Genomic DNA, 15,099 nt, shown 5'->3' with positions numbered 1-15,099 from the left:
CACCGCTGGGCGTACGTCGCTGAGCCGCGGTGGTGTCGTGGCTGCGAAGTGAAGGCGGGCGCGCGGCGCTCGGTGCCGCCCGAGGACGGCGAAGGCGTCCACATCGTGCTGACCCGGAACGAGGGGGTGACCAGTGACGACACGTGACCTGATCCTCGCGATCCGAAGCAAGTGGGACGGCACTGGCACCACCAGCGGTGAGAAGGGCCTGAAGGGCCTGGAGGAGGGCTCCAAGCGCACCACGCGCGAGCTTGAAAAGCTGGAGCGGCAGGCCCGGCAGCAAGGTGCAGCGCTCGCGCAGTCCGGCGTCCAGGCGGATCGGTTCGGGCAGCGGCTGGAGGACGTTGGCCGTACCGCGATCAAGACCAGGCGGCTGCTGGAGGACGCCACCAAGCGCCTGCCGGAGATCGAGATCACGGCCGACAGCAGCGATGCTGAGCGGGCAGTGGCGGACCTCAAGAAGCGCTTGGGTGAGCTGTCCGGCAAGAAGATCGGCATCGATCTCGACGGCCGCCAGGCCGCTGACGAAGCCGAGCGGATCCGCCGGGAGCTCACCGAGCTGGCCGCGATGAACCCCGAGGTCTTCGTCGGCGCGAACGTCGAGCGGGCACTGCGCGACCTGGACAAGGTCGAGCGGGAAGCTCGCGACCTTGACCGCCGTGTGACTGTCCAGGTGGACGTGGACGGGGCGCAGTCGGCGGCGTCCTCGCTCGGACTGATCAACTCCGCGTTCGCCATGATCCGGTCGTCCGGCCCCTCGACCATGTTCGAGGTCGGGGCCGCGATCGTGTCGCTGCCGGCCGTGGCCACCCTCGCGGCCGGGGCAGTCACCACAGGACTCGGCGCCGCGCTAGCCGGCCTAGGTCTGGCCGCCGCGCACGGCAGCGATGCGGCGCAGGACGCGATCGGCCAGCTACGCGAGTCGGTGAAGCGCGAAGCCGAGCAGATGGGCCAGCCCTTCGAGCGGGTCTGGACCGCGATCGTCCTCGCCGCCGAACGCGAGCTCGGCGAGCTGTCGCCGGTCGTACGCCGCAACCTGGCCAAGCTAGCGCCCGAGGTCGAGGACTTCGCCGAGCAGAGCATCGACTCCCTGTCGGAGCTGTCGCCCGCCATCGATGCCGTCGAGCGCGCGTTCTCCGCTGTGCTCGAGCAGCTGGGCCCGCGCATGCCGGAAATCATGCGCAACCTGGCCGCCGCGATCATGGCGGTGACGAAGGCCATCGAGGACGACCCGCAGCTGCTGGTCGACTTCGCGGTCAACATGTCGCGGATCGCGAAGTGGACCGGCGACGCGATCGCGTCGCTGACCAAGTTCGTGCGGTGGGCCCAGGAGAACACCGCGGCCGTGCTGGCGCTGACGGCCGCGATCAACCCGGCCGCCGCGGCGACGGGCGCCTTCATCGCCGAGGCGGGCAAGGTCGAGCGGACCAACGTCGCGATGAGCCAGTCCACCGTTCAGGCCGCCCAGGACTTCGGTGTGATCTCCACGGCTGCCGACGAGGCGAGCCAGGAGATGCAGGAGGCTTGGGCGTCGGCGTACGCGGGGTTCGCGCAGCTCGGTGAGCTGTTGTCGTCGGGCCAGCAGCACGCGTCCGGGCAGGAGGCGTTCGCGCAGGCGCAGGCCCGGGCGGCTGAGGTGCAGCGCCAGGGCGCCGAGCGGATCGCCCGGGCGGAGCGGGAGCTCGCCGACGTTCAGGAGCAGAGCGCGGAGCGGGTGGCCGCCGCGAAGCAGCGCGTCAAGGACGCGCACCGGCAGGCCGCCGAGGCGGTCGAGGCCGCTCAGGACCGCGTACGGGAGGCCCAGGCCGGAGTCGCCGCCGCGGTTGAGCAGGGCGCCCAGCGGGAGACCGACGCCCAGCGGCGCGTGGAGGACGCCCGGGAGCAGGCGGCCAGGGTCGCCGAGGACGCCGGCCGCCGCATCGCCGACGCTGAGCGCCGACTCGCGGACGCTGTGACGGATGCTGCTGCTCGGCAGGAAGACGCCGAGCGGCGCGTGCAGGACGCCCACCGGCGTACGCAAGACGCGGTCGAGGATCTCACTCTCGCCCGGGAGCGGGCGCGAGAACGGCTCGAAGACCTGATCGCCGCCGAGTCCGGCGCCGCCCTCGACGAAGAGGGCGCCGCGCTGGCCATCGAGCGGGCCCGCCAGCGCATGGACGAGGTCAACGCCGACCCCGAGGCCAGTGACCTCGACCGGCGTGAGGCGGAGCTCGCGTTCCGGCAGGCGCTCGCCCGGCTGGACGAGGTCCGCCGCCGTAACCAGGAGCTGCGCGAGGACCTGGCCGACGCGCAGCGGCGCGGCATCGACGGCAGCGCTGAGGTCGTCGACGCCATCGGTCGCATCGAGGACGCCCGCCGCGCCGAGGCCGAAGCCGCGGACGCCGCGGCCAGGCAGCGGGAAGAGTCGAACCGCCAGGTCGCCGACGCTGAGCAGGCCCTCGCGGATGCACACCGGGACGCCGCCCGGCAGCGGGAGGACGCCTCGCGGGCGCTCGCGGACGCCGAAGCGGAGCTGGACCGCACGCGGACGGAGAACGCCCGCCAGGTCGCCGACGCCCAGAAGGAGGTCGCCGAAGCGCAGGCCGACGCTGCCGAGGTGGCGAAGGACTCCGCGCGCACGGTCGCGGAAGCCCAGGCTGAGGCGGCGCGCGCGGTGCGGGACGCGTCCAGGGAGATCGCGGACGCCGAGCGGGCGGTGCGGGATACCCGGCAAGAGGTGGCCCGGGACACGAGGGACGCCAACGACAGCGTGCTGGAGTCGTGGGCGAAGCTTCGAGGCGATGCGCAGCTGACCTCGGACGAGTTGCTCAGGCAGCTCGAAAAGCAGGTCAAGGACCAGGAGAACTGGCGCGCGAACTTGGTGCACCTCGCGGGCCGGGTGCCGCCGGAGATGCTCGACGAGCTGGCCAAGCTCGGGCCCGGCGCGGCGGGTGTGGTGGCGACGGCGGCGCAGATGTCGGACGCGGAGCTGGCCAAGCTGATCGGCCTGTACGGCCGATCCGGCAAGGAGTCGGGCGAGCAGTTCGCCAAGAACCTCGATGAGGCGGACGACGTGCTGCGCCAGATCGGCTACCGGCACGGCCAGGCCGTCGCCGACAAGGTCAGGGAAGCGATGGACAACGGCCGCGTAGGCGTGTTCGAGGCGGCCCGCCGGATCGGCTTGTCGATCGACGAAGGCATCATGGGCGACCGCGTGATCACGATCCGAACCGAGTTGCAGGAGCACGGCGCGCGGGCGAGCTGGCAGGCGGACGGCGGCATCCTGACCTACGCTAACGGCGGCATCCGGTACTTCGCCGGCGGCGCCGAGAACCACGTCGCGCAGATCGCCTCACCGGGCACGATCCGGATCTGGAACGAACCGGAGACGCATGGCGAGGCGTACATCCCGCTGGCGATGAGCAAGCGCGGCCGGAGCGAGGACATCCTGTCGGAGGTCGCCGAGCGGTTCGGTGGCCGCTTCTACAAGACAATGCCGATCAGCCGCACGCCTGTGTCCGCGGGCGGCGGCGGCGTGTACCGCCCGGCGCCGGTCTACAACGTCACGGTGCACGGCGGTCTGGATTCGGGGCCGGAGATTGGCCGGCGGGTGGTCGGCGCGATCCAGGAGTACGAGCGCCGGTCGGGTGCGGCGTGGAGGCGGACGACGTGAGCCTGCCCGTCGTCAACGTCGAGGTGATGTTCGACAACGCGGCCCCGGCCGGGAACGCGAAGACGAACTCCTTCGACGGCGGCACGAACGGCGTCACGATCAGCACAGGCAACAGCGGCGGTTCGTCAGGCAGCGCCTTCAACGTGATCACCGGCAGCCCGCGCTTCAGCAACGCGCAGGTGTTCGGCGGGTCGGGCTTGTCGGCCATGAACCCCACCAGCGGCGCCGACTGCCACATGGACTGGACAGGCGTCACACAGACGGGGGACACGATCTGCCTGCGCCTGTACATGTACCTCGTGAGCGCGACCAGCGCCATCCAGCGCGTGGCCGTGGTGCAAGGGCCCAGCGGAGTGGTCAGCGGCGTATGGATCACCACGGGGCGGCTTCTGCGCGTCTACCTGGGGTTCTCCATATCGATCGCGGCCGCGCTCACCACCCCTGTGCCCACGGGCCAGTGGGTGCGGGTCGAGCTGCGCTACACGATCGACTCGGCCGGGAACGGTACGGCGGAGATCTGGCGCTTCGATGACCCGGACAGCGCGATCGCCACCGACTACGCCGTCAGCTCCACCCTGGCCTGGCCGAGCGGCAAGCCGGGCATGGTCGAGTGGCACCTGCAACGGGACGCGGGCGGCTACTGGCACATGGACAACATCGCCGTGTCCGACCAGCGGATCGGCCCGGTGATGGGCACGTGGACCAACGTCACTCTGCATGGCAAGCACGGGATCACCACCCGGCGCGGCTCGTCCAGGGTGGAGAGCCCGGTCATCCGATACGACGCCGGGATCGCGTCGTGCACGCTCGAAAACACCGACAGGCGTTTCGATCCGACCGTGTTGGACGGCGTGTACGCGACAGGTTTCCGCACCAAGGTCACAGCGATGCGGCCGATCAGATACAAGGCCACCTGGAACTCCGTCACCTACGACCTGTGGCGTGGCTTCGTCGACGAGTTCGATATCGAGCACGTGGCCGACGTCTACAGCGAAGTCCTGGTCACCGCGTCGGACGGGTTCAAGGTGTTGAGGAATCGCCGGCGGCCCGCCGTTGCTCCGGTCGGCGCGGGTGAGAACGCAGGCGCCCGCGTCAACCGGATCCTCGACAGCGCCGGCTGGCCCGCGGCCGACCGGGTGATCGCCACGGGCAACTCCACGCTCCAAGCCACCGAGCTGGAGGGCGAGGCGCTCGCCGAGCTCCAGGCCGTCGCTGAGAGCGAGATCGGCGAGTTGTATATCGACGCGGCCGGGCGGGTCGTCTTCCGGAACCGCCAGGCGGTGATCCTGGAAAGCCGCTCTAACACCGTCCAGGCCACCTTCGGCACCAACGGCGTCTTCACCCCGGCGCGGGCCAAGCTCTCGACCGACGACGCCACCCTGTGGAACGAGATCAGGGCCCAGCGCGAGGGCGGCGTCGAGCAGGTCGCGGGCGATGCAGCCAGCCAAGCAGAGTTCCTGGTCAAGACGTTCCCGGCGACCGGGCTGCTCCTCCAGGACGACACGGCAGCGGCGGGCTACGCGAACTGGATCCTGTACGTGTCGCGGGAGCCGGAGGTGCGCTTCGACTCGATCGAGATCCACGCGCACGCCGACCCGGACACGCTGTTCCCGATCGTGCTCAGCCGCGAGATCGGCGACCGCATCCGCATCATCCGACAGCCGTCCGGGGGCGGCGATGAGATCGTCCGCGACGGCTTCATTCGCGGCATCTCGCACGTGACGACGGGCGCGACCTGGATCACCACCTGGAACCTCCAGAGCGCCACCAAATACGGATCATTCCTCGTGCTGAACAACTCAATCCTGGGGCGGCTGAATGAAAACGCTCTCGGCTTCTGACAGAAGGGCAGGACATGCCGGGCTTCGTTAACTGGGTCTCCGGGCAAATCCTGTCGGCCGCCGACCTGATGAGATTGCCGCAGCACGACCTCGTGCTCAAGGCCGCTGATCAGAACATCGCCAGTACCACGAGCCCTGTCGATGACACGCACCTGTTCCTCAGCGTGGCGGCCAACACCAAGTACTGGGTCGAGGGGTTCATCATCTACAACGGACCCACCGCTGCTGACATCCAATTCACGTGGTCGTTTCCGGTGGGATCGACGTTCCGGTGGACGAATGACGCCCTTTTTGAACCGCCTGCTGTAAGTGGTGACGTCGACAGAAGGTGTTATTCGGGATCCGATCTCGTGGTGGCAAGCACGAGCAGCCCGATCGACATGGTCGCGTTGCCCAGGGGCGTATTGCAGGTGGCAGGAACGGCGGGAACGTTGCGTTTTCGATGGTGTCAATGGACCAGCAACGTGACGCCGTCTGTTGTGAAGACAAACTCCATGCTGAGACTCACGAGGGTGTCTTGAGAACCGCCCCCGTTCGATGGCATCGAGCCGAGGGAGAGGGCGCGCGTTGACCATGCCTGCAGACGAGCCGACCCTCGGCGAAGTAGCAAGGACGCTCAACCGCTTCGTGGAAGACACCCAACGCCGCTTCTCGGAGCTGAACGCGACCATCGGCATCCTCGTCACCCGCGACCTGTACGAGGCCCACCGGACCGCCCTGCTGGAGGACATCGCCCAGCTCCGCGAGGACCTCAAGACCGAGCGCGAGCGGAAGGCCGCCGACCGGCGCATGGTCGTCGGCGCGCTCATCGCCGCCGGGCTCTCCCTCATCGTCGCCATCGTCGCCGCCGCGCTGCTCCTGGCGCTCGGGCTCAAACCGTAGGAGACCCTCATGGCCATCGACCTTGTTTCACGCGCCGAGTGGCGGGCCCGGGCGCCGCGCGGCACGTACGACCGGCTCTCCCGGACACGCGGCGTGAAGGTCCACTACACGGGCGGACGCGTCGACCCGGCCACCGTGGACGACCACGACCTGTGCATCGCCGCCGTCCGAGGCATCCAGAAGGGCCACCAGGACGGCAACGGCTGGCTCGATATCGGCTACACCGCGGCGGTCTGCAGCCACCGGAAGGTATTCGTCGGCCGCGGCCCGCTCGTGCTTCCCGCCGCCAACGGGGCCGGCCTGAACGCCGGCCACTACGCCGTCCTCGGCCTGGTCGGCAACTCCGGCCTGACCGTCCCGCCTGACGGGATGCTGCACGGCATCCGTGACGCGATCGAGTGGCTCCGTGCCGAGGGCGGTGCCGGCTCGGAGATCAAGGGCCACCGGGACGGCTACGCCACCGACTGCCCTGGGCCGCGGCTGTACGACTGGGTGAAGCGCGGCGCGCCCCGCCCGGGCGGCAACCAAAGCCCGGCAGCGCCGCCGTTCCCCGGCCGCCTGCTCAAGTACCCGCCGCAGACGACCGGTGCCGACGCCTACTCCTGGCAGGTCAAGATGCGGGACCGCGGCTGGGACCTGATCCCGGACGGCTCATACGGGCCTCGCTCGCGGGACATCTGCATGGCGTTCCAGCGGGACAGCACCGCGCACGGGTGGCCGCTCGACGACGACGGTGTGGTGGGCCCGGCGACGTGGCGGGCCGCCTGGGAGCGCCCCGTCTCCTGACCTCTTCCACCCAGCCCCGACCGGGACCCGGTCGGGGCTTTCTCATGCCCAAGAACGGACACCACTTTGAAGATCAGTAGCAAGCTCGCCGCTGTTGCTGCCACCGCGCTGCTCGGGGCCGCCCTCACCGTCCCGGCCGTGCCTGCGGGGGCGTGGAGTTGCGGCCTGAACCCGGCGCCGCACTGTTACGGCATCGCCGAGTATCACGAGCCCAGCTTCGACCGGTTCGGCCTCGACCTCTGGACGGACTGCCTCCACCTGGACACCCCGTCGACGCACTTCGCGTCGCACGAGGTCTGGTACGTGACAGCGCCAGCCGCCTGGGAGGCCGGCTACCTGAAGGGCACCATCGCGAACATCGACAACCCGACCACGCATTTCCGCTACTTCTGGGGCGAGTACCTGCGCGGAGTGTCCGGCACCTATCACGGTCACTTCATCTCGCTGGCGCAGGTCAGCACCTGGAAGAACGTGACGGGCCGCTCGAACGCCAATGGCACCTGGAACATCTTCCTCGGCGGTACGCAGGTGGGCACGACCACGTACACGTACCCGACCACCGGCCAGGTGATCCAGGTGGGTGGTGAGACGACCGACCCGTACGTCTACTCCCACGGCAAGAGCCGCTACCTGCAGAAGCGGTCCATCTCCACCGGCACCTGGTCCGGGGCGACGCTCGACTCGATCGAGGACGACTTCGCCGACGTGTACTACACCACCGCGTCCGCCACGGAGATGGAGCAGACGTCGCTCAACAACATGTGCAGCCCGGCACCGGCCGCGGCCAAGCAGGCTGCGGGGGAGCCGGTCGCGGCGGCGGGCGTCCGGAAGCAGGCGGTGGCGTTCGCCAAGTACAACGGTGACGCCTCCCCGGACAGCATCGAGGCGGTGGAAACGACCCGCAAGAAGGTCAAGGGGAACGCGGGCGTCTCGGACGACCAGCCGGTGGTCACCATCCAGATGCGCGGCGACTTCGTCGGCAACCTGGCCCCCGTCGCGAAGGGCGACCGGGCGCCGAAGGGCGACACGCTCACGGTGACCCTCGACAAGAAGACCGGCGAGATCACCGACTGGTCCATCGGCAGCTCGCCGCAGGACCTGAAGAAGCTCGGCGCCGTCAAGGCGCTGTGATCCAACCCCTGAGGAGGGGACATGTCCCGTGAACCCGCAGCTATCAAAGGCGCGATCGTCGGCGTGCTCGCCGCGCTCGTGCACGTCCTGGTCGTCGTCTTCGGCGTGACTCTGCCCGGCTTCCTCGACCCGGCCATGCTCGCCGGCGCGCTGGACTTCGTGGCTGGCGCGATCGCGGTGTGGCTGATCCGCCGGTCGGTGACGCCGACTGCTGACCCGCGCGACGCCCAGGGCCGTCCGCTCGTCATCCAGGGCCGCGTCGAGGGGTAGCCTGGCCCTGCACGACTCTGAACGCCTGGTCGAACTATTTCCAGATCGGAAATGGTTCGCCGAGCCTCGCCTCTGCCGTGGGAAACCGTGGCGCCCGCCCAACGTTCAACGCTGAGTTGAAAGGTTGGCGGCTTAGCGGCGGGTTGCTGGAGGGGTGCCCGCACTGCGCGCGGGTTGAATGGCTGGCCAAAGCTGCAGCCCGTCCAGCACGCAGACTTCAGCCGCCCCGGCTGATGCGCCTCAGGCGCTGGCTTCGGCCAAGGGGCAACATAAGGCCCGGTCCTCTTCGGAGGGCCGGGCCGCTTCTTTGCGTGTGGGGCTACTGGTTGAGCGTGATGCGGGCCTGCTGCTACTTACCCATGCGTTCTCGGTACATGGCGCGCACGGCCTGGCCCACCTCGGAGGGTGGCTGCTCTACATCCCCGATGTGCGCCTCCAGCTCCGTGCGCAGGCGCTCGGCTGGCACGAGCTCGTCAAGGTCTTCCTCTTGCATGGGCTCATCCTCGACCCGCCGCAAGATCGCTCGCAGGCGTGTCCATATGATCCCCCTTGAACCGCATCGCAGGGGGAGATCATGGCTGACCTGACACCGCCGCCGCCGGCCGCGATCGAGGCGCAGAGGGCGTTTGATGCCGCCGATGCCGAGTGCCGCCGCATCTCGGATGCGCTGCCGTCCAGCGTCGCCGTTGCTGCTGGAGAAGCGATCGTGACGGAGGAGCAACGGGTCGAACTGCAGGCGGCGCGGGATGCTCGCATGGCCGCCTTGCACGCGCTGTTGGCGGTGAAGCGGTGGGACGGTGACGGTGGTCCCAAGGAGGCGGAGGCGGCGCTCAGGCAGGCGGCCAGGGCGGCCGGTGACGAACCTTCGGGCGCCGCGTAGCCTGGCCGGCATGGGCCAGTACCTGGTGGGGCCGGACGGCATCAGGGTGGAGCCGGTGAAGTTGTTCGGCGCGCACCTGATCTTCGCTCGGATGGTGGATCCCGAGGCAACTCCGGGGGAGGAGTGGTTCCGCGTCACCCAGCGCGGTGCGGCACTCGGGCCCGGGTACGTCCGCGACGTCGAGGCCCTCGCTGAGCTGGTGCCGCTGGCCGAGTTGCGTGGGCCCGATGAGGCTGGCGCCGAGACGGCGTGAGGGGAGGCCCCGACAGGGATTTGACGCCCGGGACGGCACACCTCACATAGGCGGTGTCCCATCTCCGGTCCCTGCCGGGGGGTTCTTGGAGTCCCAAATGGGACTTTAGGTCAGCCCTACTAGCCCCGGCTAGCCCCTGGGGTGGTCCGGGCTAGCTATGGTCCGTCTGCCCTAGACTCATAGGCTCGGCGCATGATCGACAGGGAGGGACCGGTCCCGCCGTACAAGCAGGTCGCCGCCGTGCTGCGCCAGCGCATCATGTCCGGCCAGATCCCGCCCGGTCGCCGCATCCCTTCCCTCACCGAGCTCGAGGCCGAGTTCGGCGTCGCCCGAGACACCCTCCGCAAGGCTGTGCAGCTCCTCAAGGACGAAGGGCTGGTCGAGACCGTCACCGGCATGGGCATCTACGTCGTTCAGCGGGGCAAGGACTAGCGCAGCCACACGTCTTGGCCCCTCGGTGTGACGGTCATTCGGTACGCGCCCGGTCCAGGCCGGCCTGCCCTCAGCCACTCCATGTAGGTCGCCTCCATGGTGTGCCACAGCTGGCGGCCGCCGCTCTGAGAGACCTGCGCGTCCTGGCCAGGGCGGGCGGTGATGACGGCCCAGGCGTCGCGGTGCGCGAGGTCCCGCAGCCGCATCACCCACGCTGAGCTCGCGTCTTCCTGGCCTTCCCAGCCTGCAGTGGTGATGGTGAGGTGAGGCGCGACGACGGCCAGGTGCAGGCCGAAACCGTCATCGAGCGCGTTCCACGGCTCGCGAGGGTCAACCCATGTGCTGCTCTGCATGCCGTCGTCCGGGTAGGGCGGCCAGGCCTCCAGCCGCTGAGCGCGCATCATCATGTACTTGCAGGTGCCGTGGAAACTGCCCACTGCGGTGCCGTCGTCGAGGACGTCCAGGCGCAGGCGCTGACCCCAGCCGCCGTGCGCTGGCATCCACGGCATGACGATCACCGCGCCGGGCCGGGCCTGCTCGACCCACGGGTAAGGGATGTCCCGCACGCCGCAGGTGACGTGCACCCTGTCATATGGCGCATGGTCCGGGGCGCCCAGGGCGCCGTCGCCGACGAGGAGTGTCGGCCCGTAGTCAGCCGCCTTGAGGTTCTCAGCGGCCACCTCCGCGATGCTCTTGTCGACCTCCACCGTGGTGACCTGGCTGTCACCCACCCGCTCAGCGAGCAGAGCAGCCGTCCACCCGGTGCCGGTGCCGATCTCCAGGACCCGGTGCTCGTCTTGAGGGTTGAGCAGGCGCAGGAACTCGAACACGACGTGAGGAGACGACGTGGAGGAGGTGGGGGGTGCGCTCCTGTCGGCCACGTCGGCGGTCCCATCGCCCCTCTGTGTGATGAGCGCGGTGTTGCTGTAGACGGTGTGGTACCAGAATGCAGGATCGGTGTCCTGGTCGATCAGCTCTTCTTCCCGGTCGTCCTGCGGCTGCATCCACGCGCGGCGCGGGACGAACAGGTGGCGGGGGACCCTGCGCAGAGCGCCGCGCCAGAAGCGGCTATCGGGACAGTTGGGGGAGAGCACGCCCGCGGCGACCAGGTATTCGTCCAGGGCGTCGATGCGCCCGTCGACCCACGGATCGATGGTCATGGGGATCCTCACTTCGGCTTGCAGGATACGTCGGGCTGGCACGGCATCTGGGGCTTGCACGACTGGTTCGGTTGGCAGTTCTGCTTGGGGGTGCACCCGTCACCGCCGCCTGGCTCATCCACGGAAGGGTTGCAGCCTGGCGTGCACTGCGGCTCGCACGGCGGCCTGCAGGCGTCCGGATGGGCCGGCCCGATCTGACTCGCGGCGATGGAACGCACGCGGGGCGCCAGCTCGGCGAGCGAGTCCTTCGTGACGTTCCCGGCAGTCAGCCAGCGGGCGAGAGGGCAGGGCGCGATGGTGCCGTCCGGCAGGATCGCCGCGATCCCATCACCGCACCGGCCGCACAGCTCCGAGACGTCGCATCCGCCGTGTGCCGCCCGGCCGAGGAGGCGCATGCGGTCGGTCCCGATGTTGGTGACTCCGAGACTGGTGAGATCGGCGTGCGCCTGCTCGATGCGCTGTTCGTCGCCGAGGTCGATGATGCCAACCCGGAGCGGTATGCCAGCCTCGACTGCTCGGGCGATGTTGGCACGAGTGCGGGGCAGGCTGGGGCGGCCGGTGATCTGCCGATGCTGGGCCGCGTTGTCGCTGTAGTAGCTGGTCGCGAGTCGGACCCTCGGCTGCGAGAACAGCTCCCACATCTGAGGGCGCACGTGCACGAGGTTCGAGTACACCTCCACCTCCATGCCAACGGAGAGGGCGCGCGTGAGCAGGCCAGGCAGGCCGGCGTACAAGGTCGGCTCGCCACCGATGAACTGCACCATGCTTACGCCGAGGGCGGCGGCCTGGTCGATGGCGGCGATCCAGTCGCTGTAGCCCATGCTGCCGTCTGTGCCTTTCGGCCCGGACTCGTTGTAGCAGTGGCGGCATTCGAGCTGGCACTTGCCGGTGATCTCCAGCCACATGAAATCCAGGGCGGGGGGTGCCGGGCTGGTCATGGTCGCGTCCTTTCTGCGTAGCGGGGGTGGGTGGCGCAGGATGGGTTGCCGCAGCCGGGCATGAGCGCGCGGGCTTGGAGGGGGAGGGTGCGGCGGTCGGCCCGGCATCTGTCGCACATGTGCGACGGGTTCGCCAGGGCGAGCACGTCCATCCGCCTGACGATCGGCCGGACGCTGATGGCGGCGGCTATCACGATCAGCGGGCCTACCAAGTCCGTCGCGGTGATCATGGCTCTGGTTGCCTCCCTCAGGGCGGCGCGGCGGCGGACGCCTGGGAGGGCTCGCCGCCGCGCCTGCTCGTGGAGGGGCCGGGGTCTGCAGAATCGACGTGAGGACGGACCCCGGCCCCCGTGCCCGGCAGCCTGCCCAGGAGCCGGACGGTTGGATGGCCCCCGCCCCGCAGGGCACAAGGCGGGGGCCGGTCGGTGACGCGGTGGCGGCTCCTGGACTGCCGCCGCGCCTGCTTGTGGTGGCCCCGCACCCGGAGGGGTGCGTGCGGGACCACCGCCCGGCCAGCCGGCCATTCGCAGGCAGGCAGGACGGGCCGTCATGCGGGCTCGTGCGGGCCGAAGACGCCAGGGGTCGTCGGCCGCGCGGCGCACGCGTTCGTCAGGGGGACGCCGGGCTGTGGCTCGGTCGCTTCCCAATACTCGGTGGCGATCGGCACCGCCTTCACCTGGCGGATCGTGGCCCGGCAGAAGCGGCACACGTCCTCAACGGCGGGCGGCGGAGATACGGGTATCGCACGGGCCGGATACATCAGCTATCCCGCCTCGCGGATCCGGTCGAACAGCTCCAGCTGACGAAGGAGGACTTCGCCGAGGCGATGCGCGCTGGTGCACCGGACCCTTCGGGCGACGCCTGCCTGCCGCATCGTGGTCGTCACGCTGAACCGCAACGCGGCGCACCACGACACCTGGTTCAGGCCGTTGGCCTGGTGGAAGAGCCGCCACTCAGGGAACGCCATCTGCATCAGCGCCAGCTGGCGGTCGGCCGCGGCCGGCGAGAGCGCGAGCTTGTCGACGATCGTGCGCAGTACCCGCTGCGAGGTGGCCAGGAGGTTGTCCAGCTCGGCGTCGCTCATCATGCGGCATCGCCGCCGTCAGGCTCGGTCGTCGGTCGGCCGAATCGCGCCACGACCGCTCCGTGGACGTAGGTCGGTCGGCGGGCGTCACGGTCGAGCCGTACCACCTCGATCTCTCCGGAGGCGTCCGGGGCGAGCGTGGCCAGGGCCTGGCGTACGTTTCGGGCTGCCCGACCCCGCTCCCGGGTCACACCGCACGACCCGCGCTCTTCATCGCGGGCGGCCCAGGAGTAGAGGAAGTCCTCATCAGGGAGCACCCTCGGCGGACTAGATTTGCTCATGGGTCAGGAGCCTCGCTTCCTGATCAAGTCCCTGGGCGCGCGGTGACGTCGCGTGGCCCAGGGGCGGCTTATGCCTGGCGACGTGGGTTTCGCAGGCGACGACGGGCCAGAGGCGGCCGCGGTGCATCACGAATCCGGCAGATTGAAGGCACTTCGTCACGGCGCCGCAGTCGATGCAGGCCAAGCCGTGCAGACGCGCGATGCTGACGGAGTCGCGCACTTCGATCGGTGCGGCCGGTGCTGCTGACTCCGTCATGGGTCAGATGGTGGCGGCGCGGCGAGGCCGTAAGTAACCCAGTGTGGGTTACCCCTGTATCAGGTGGCGTGACACCACTCGGCGAAGCTGGTGAGGCTCTCGGCGTCGGCGCGCTTCAGCCTGCGCAGCGTGGCCGTGTCCTCCCGCACCCACTGGTGGTCGCGGGTGTGCTGCGGTGCGATCTTCCGCGCGACCTTCAGCGACTCGAACGCGTCGTCCGGTAGACCCGACCAGAGCTGAGCGCGGGCCAGCTCGATGTAGAACCCGGACCGCCGCTCGGCCGGAAGCTCCGGCGGCGGCGCCCACTCGCGGGCGACCTCCAGGGCCCGGTGTACGTGCTCGCTGCCGAGGCTCACGGCGACCGACACCTCATGGATGCGCACGGACGACGGCCCGAACGCCGTCCCCGAGTAGATCGCTTCGGGCACCTGGTCGCCGAGGAGGCGCGCCTCCCTGAGGTGGGTGTCGGACGCGTGCACGTCGCCGGCCCGCCCAGCGATGACCGCTGCCCGCATGTGGAGGGCACCGCGGGCTGCGATGGCTGCTGCGCTGCCCGGCGAAGCAGCGGAGTCGAGCGCGACCTCCAGGGCGCGGAGGCCCTGCGCGTGGGCGTCGGCGGCGAAGAACGTCTCGGTACGGACGTAGGCGACCACGCTGTTCAGGATGTCGTCGTCCGCGTGCGGGGCGGCCCAGCGCATCAGATCGATGAGCCGGGCGCTGAGATCGTGGGCGCCGAACTTGTAGGCGACGGCGTCGGCTGACCTGCATGCGGACGCGACCAGCCGTGCCACGTCGGGCTGGTGCTGGGGCGGCGCGGCCTGGAGCGCGCGGAACAGCTCGCCCAGGAGTTCGGGCACCTGCCGGGCGATGCGCACGTACTGGGCGGCCAGTCGCCAGGCCACCGCTTCTGCCACGGCACCCTGCAGCAGGGGCAGGGCCCGGACCGGCGTGTCGTCGGGCACGTCGTAGGCCGCGATCGCGGCGGAGAGGGCGGGGATTGCCGCCTTGATGCGGGAACTCGCCTGCGCCCGATCGGCCAGCAGCAGCGACGGGTCGATGCCGAGCGCGGCCGCGATCGACTCCACGACGCTGTCGCTCGCCCCCCGCGCCCCGCGCTCGATCTTCGTCAGCGTGCCGAGGTGAATGTCGGCGGCGTCGGCCAGCTGCTTCTGCGTGAGGCGGGCGACGCTGCGGTGGTAGGCGATGCGCTTGCCGAGCCTGCCGCGTGGGGCTGAAGGCATTGGGGGCTCCGG

General features: G+C 69.9%; 18 protein-coding genes. 10 read left to right on the top strand and 8 right to left on the bottom strand.

What is annotated here, in order from left to right; all coding sequences use genetic code 11:
• Positions 1-133: 133 nt before the first annotated feature.
• The 7 genes from ACTWPW_RS00345 (at position 134) to ACTWPW_RS00315 (ending at position 8,562) form a co-directional block, all read left to right on the top strand.
• Positions 134-3,652, top strand: coding sequence for a hypothetical protein (locus ACTWPW_RS00345; protein WP_443167572.1), 3,519 nt, complete (start codon positions 134-136; stop codon positions 3,650-3,652).
• The gene (locus ACTWPW_RS00340) at positions 3,649-5,493 is read left to right on the top strand and encodes a hypothetical protein (RefSeq protein WP_443167571.1); all 1,845 of its coding nucleotides are present in this window, start codon (positions 3,649-3,651) and stop codon (positions 5,491-5,493) included. Before ACTWPW_RS00345 ends, ACTWPW_RS00340 begins: the two co-directional genes overlap by 4 nt.
• A 14-nt stretch (positions 5,494-5,507) precedes the next feature.
• A complete protein-coding gene (locus ACTWPW_RS00335; RefSeq protein WP_443167570.1) occupies positions 5,508-6,014 on the top strand; it encodes a hypothetical protein in 507 nt (168 codons plus the stop codon).
• A 106-nt stretch (positions 6,015-6,120) separates the two neighbouring features.
• On the top strand, positions 6,121-6,375 hold the full coding sequence (locus ACTWPW_RS00330) for a hypothetical protein (protein ID WP_443167569.1): 255 nt from the start codon (positions 6,121-6,123) through the stop codon (positions 6,373-6,375).
• A gap of 9 nt (positions 6,376-6,384) precedes the next feature.
• A complete protein-coding gene (locus ACTWPW_RS00325; protein ID WP_443167568.1) occupies positions 6,385-7,161 on the top strand; it encodes a peptidoglycan recognition protein family protein in 777 nt (258 codons plus the stop codon).
• A 66-nt stretch (positions 7,162-7,227) separates the two neighbouring features.
• Positions 7,228-8,292: a hypothetical protein gene (locus tag ACTWPW_RS00320; RefSeq protein ID WP_443167567.1), complete on the top strand. Its 1,065-nt coding sequence runs from the start codon at positions 7,228-7,230 to the stop codon at positions 8,290-8,292.
• 21 nt (positions 8,293-8,313) lie between these two features.
• Entirely contained in the window at positions 8,314-8,562 is a 249-nt protein-coding gene (locus tag ACTWPW_RS00315) for a hypothetical protein (RefSeq protein WP_443167566.1), read from the top strand.
• Between the two features lie 349 nt (positions 8,563-8,911).
• On the opposite strand, the gene ACTWPW_RS00310 is transcribed toward ACTWPW_RS00315, so the two are convergent.
• Complete coding sequence (locus ACTWPW_RS00310) at positions 8,912-9,055, bottom strand: hypothetical protein (protein WP_443167565.1); 144 nt, start codon at positions 9,053-9,055, stop codon at positions 8,912-8,914.
• Positions 9,056-9,136: 81 nt separating this feature from the next.
• On the opposite strand from ACTWPW_RS00310, the gene ACTWPW_RS00305 reads away from it, so the two are divergent.
• The 3 genes from ACTWPW_RS00305 (at position 9,137) to ACTWPW_RS00295 (ending at position 10,127) form a co-directional block, all read left to right on the top strand.
• Positions 9,137-9,442 carry a hypothetical protein gene (locus ACTWPW_RS00305; protein ID WP_443167564.1) on the top strand — a complete coding sequence of 102 codons (306 nt, stop codon included), beginning with the start codon at positions 9,137-9,139 and terminating at the stop codon, positions 9,440-9,442.
• Between the two features lie 10 nt (positions 9,443-9,452).
• Positions 9,453-9,695: a hypothetical protein gene (locus tag ACTWPW_RS00300; RefSeq protein ID WP_443167563.1), complete on the top strand. Its 243-nt coding sequence runs from the start codon at positions 9,453-9,455 to the stop codon at positions 9,693-9,695.
• Between the two features lie 192 nt (positions 9,696-9,887).
• Positions 9,888-10,127 carry a GntR family transcriptional regulator gene (locus ACTWPW_RS00295; RefSeq protein WP_443167562.1) on the top strand — a complete coding sequence of 80 codons (240 nt, stop codon included), beginning with the start codon at positions 9,888-9,890 and terminating at the stop codon, positions 10,125-10,127.
• On the opposite strand, the gene ACTWPW_RS00290 is transcribed toward ACTWPW_RS00295, so the two are convergent.
• From ACTWPW_RS00290 to ACTWPW_RS00260, 7 genes are all read right to left on the bottom strand, one after another.
• A complete protein-coding gene (locus ACTWPW_RS00290) occupies positions 10,124-11,287 on the bottom strand; it encodes a methyltransferase domain-containing protein (RefSeq protein ID WP_443167561.1) in 1,164 nt (387 codons plus the stop codon). The two genes, ACTWPW_RS00295 and ACTWPW_RS00290, sit on opposite strands and share 4 nt — an antisense overlap.
• 8 nt (positions 11,288-11,295) lie before the next feature.
• Positions 11,296-12,225, bottom strand: a complete 930-nt coding sequence (locus ACTWPW_RS00285) for a radical SAM/SPASM domain-containing protein (RefSeq protein ID WP_443167560.1) — start codon at positions 12,223-12,225, stop codon at positions 11,296-11,298.
• Positions 12,222-12,455 (bottom strand): hypothetical protein, encoded by a 234-nt coding sequence (locus ACTWPW_RS00280; RefSeq protein WP_443167559.1) that lies wholly within the window; start codon positions 12,453-12,455, stop codon positions 12,222-12,224. Before ACTWPW_RS00280 ends, ACTWPW_RS00285 begins: the two co-directional genes overlap by 4 nt.
• A gap of 533 nt (positions 12,456-12,988) precedes the next feature.
• Positions 12,989-13,312, bottom strand: a complete 324-nt coding sequence (locus ACTWPW_RS00275) for a hypothetical protein (protein WP_443167558.1) — start codon at positions 13,310-13,312, stop codon at positions 12,989-12,991.
• Positions 13,309-13,590 (bottom strand): hypothetical protein, encoded by a 282-nt coding sequence (locus ACTWPW_RS00270; protein ID WP_443167557.1) that lies wholly within the window; start codon positions 13,588-13,590, stop codon positions 13,309-13,311. The genes ACTWPW_RS00275 and ACTWPW_RS00270 overlap by 4 nt, the downstream gene beginning before the upstream one ends.
• On the bottom strand, positions 13,577-13,846 hold the full coding sequence (locus ACTWPW_RS00265; protein WP_443167556.1) for a hypothetical protein: 270 nt from the start codon (positions 13,844-13,846) through the stop codon (positions 13,577-13,579). Before ACTWPW_RS00265 ends, ACTWPW_RS00270 begins: the two co-directional genes overlap by 14 nt.
• 59 nt (positions 13,847-13,905) lie before the next feature.
• Positions 13,906-15,087 (bottom strand): helix-turn-helix domain-containing protein, encoded by a 1,182-nt coding sequence (locus ACTWPW_RS00260; RefSeq protein ID WP_443167555.1) that lies wholly within the window; start codon positions 15,085-15,087, stop codon positions 13,906-13,908.
• Between the last annotated feature and the right edge of the window lie 12 nt (positions 15,088-15,099).

The organism is Nonomuraea sp. KM90 (assembly GCF_052246675.1).
In the GTDB taxonomy this organism is placed as follows: Bacteria; Actinomycetota; Actinomycetes; order Streptosporangiales; family Streptosporangiaceae; genus Nonomuraea.
Note: the sequence above shows the minus strand (reverse complement) of the source record. Positions and strands in the feature narration are given on the sequence as shown.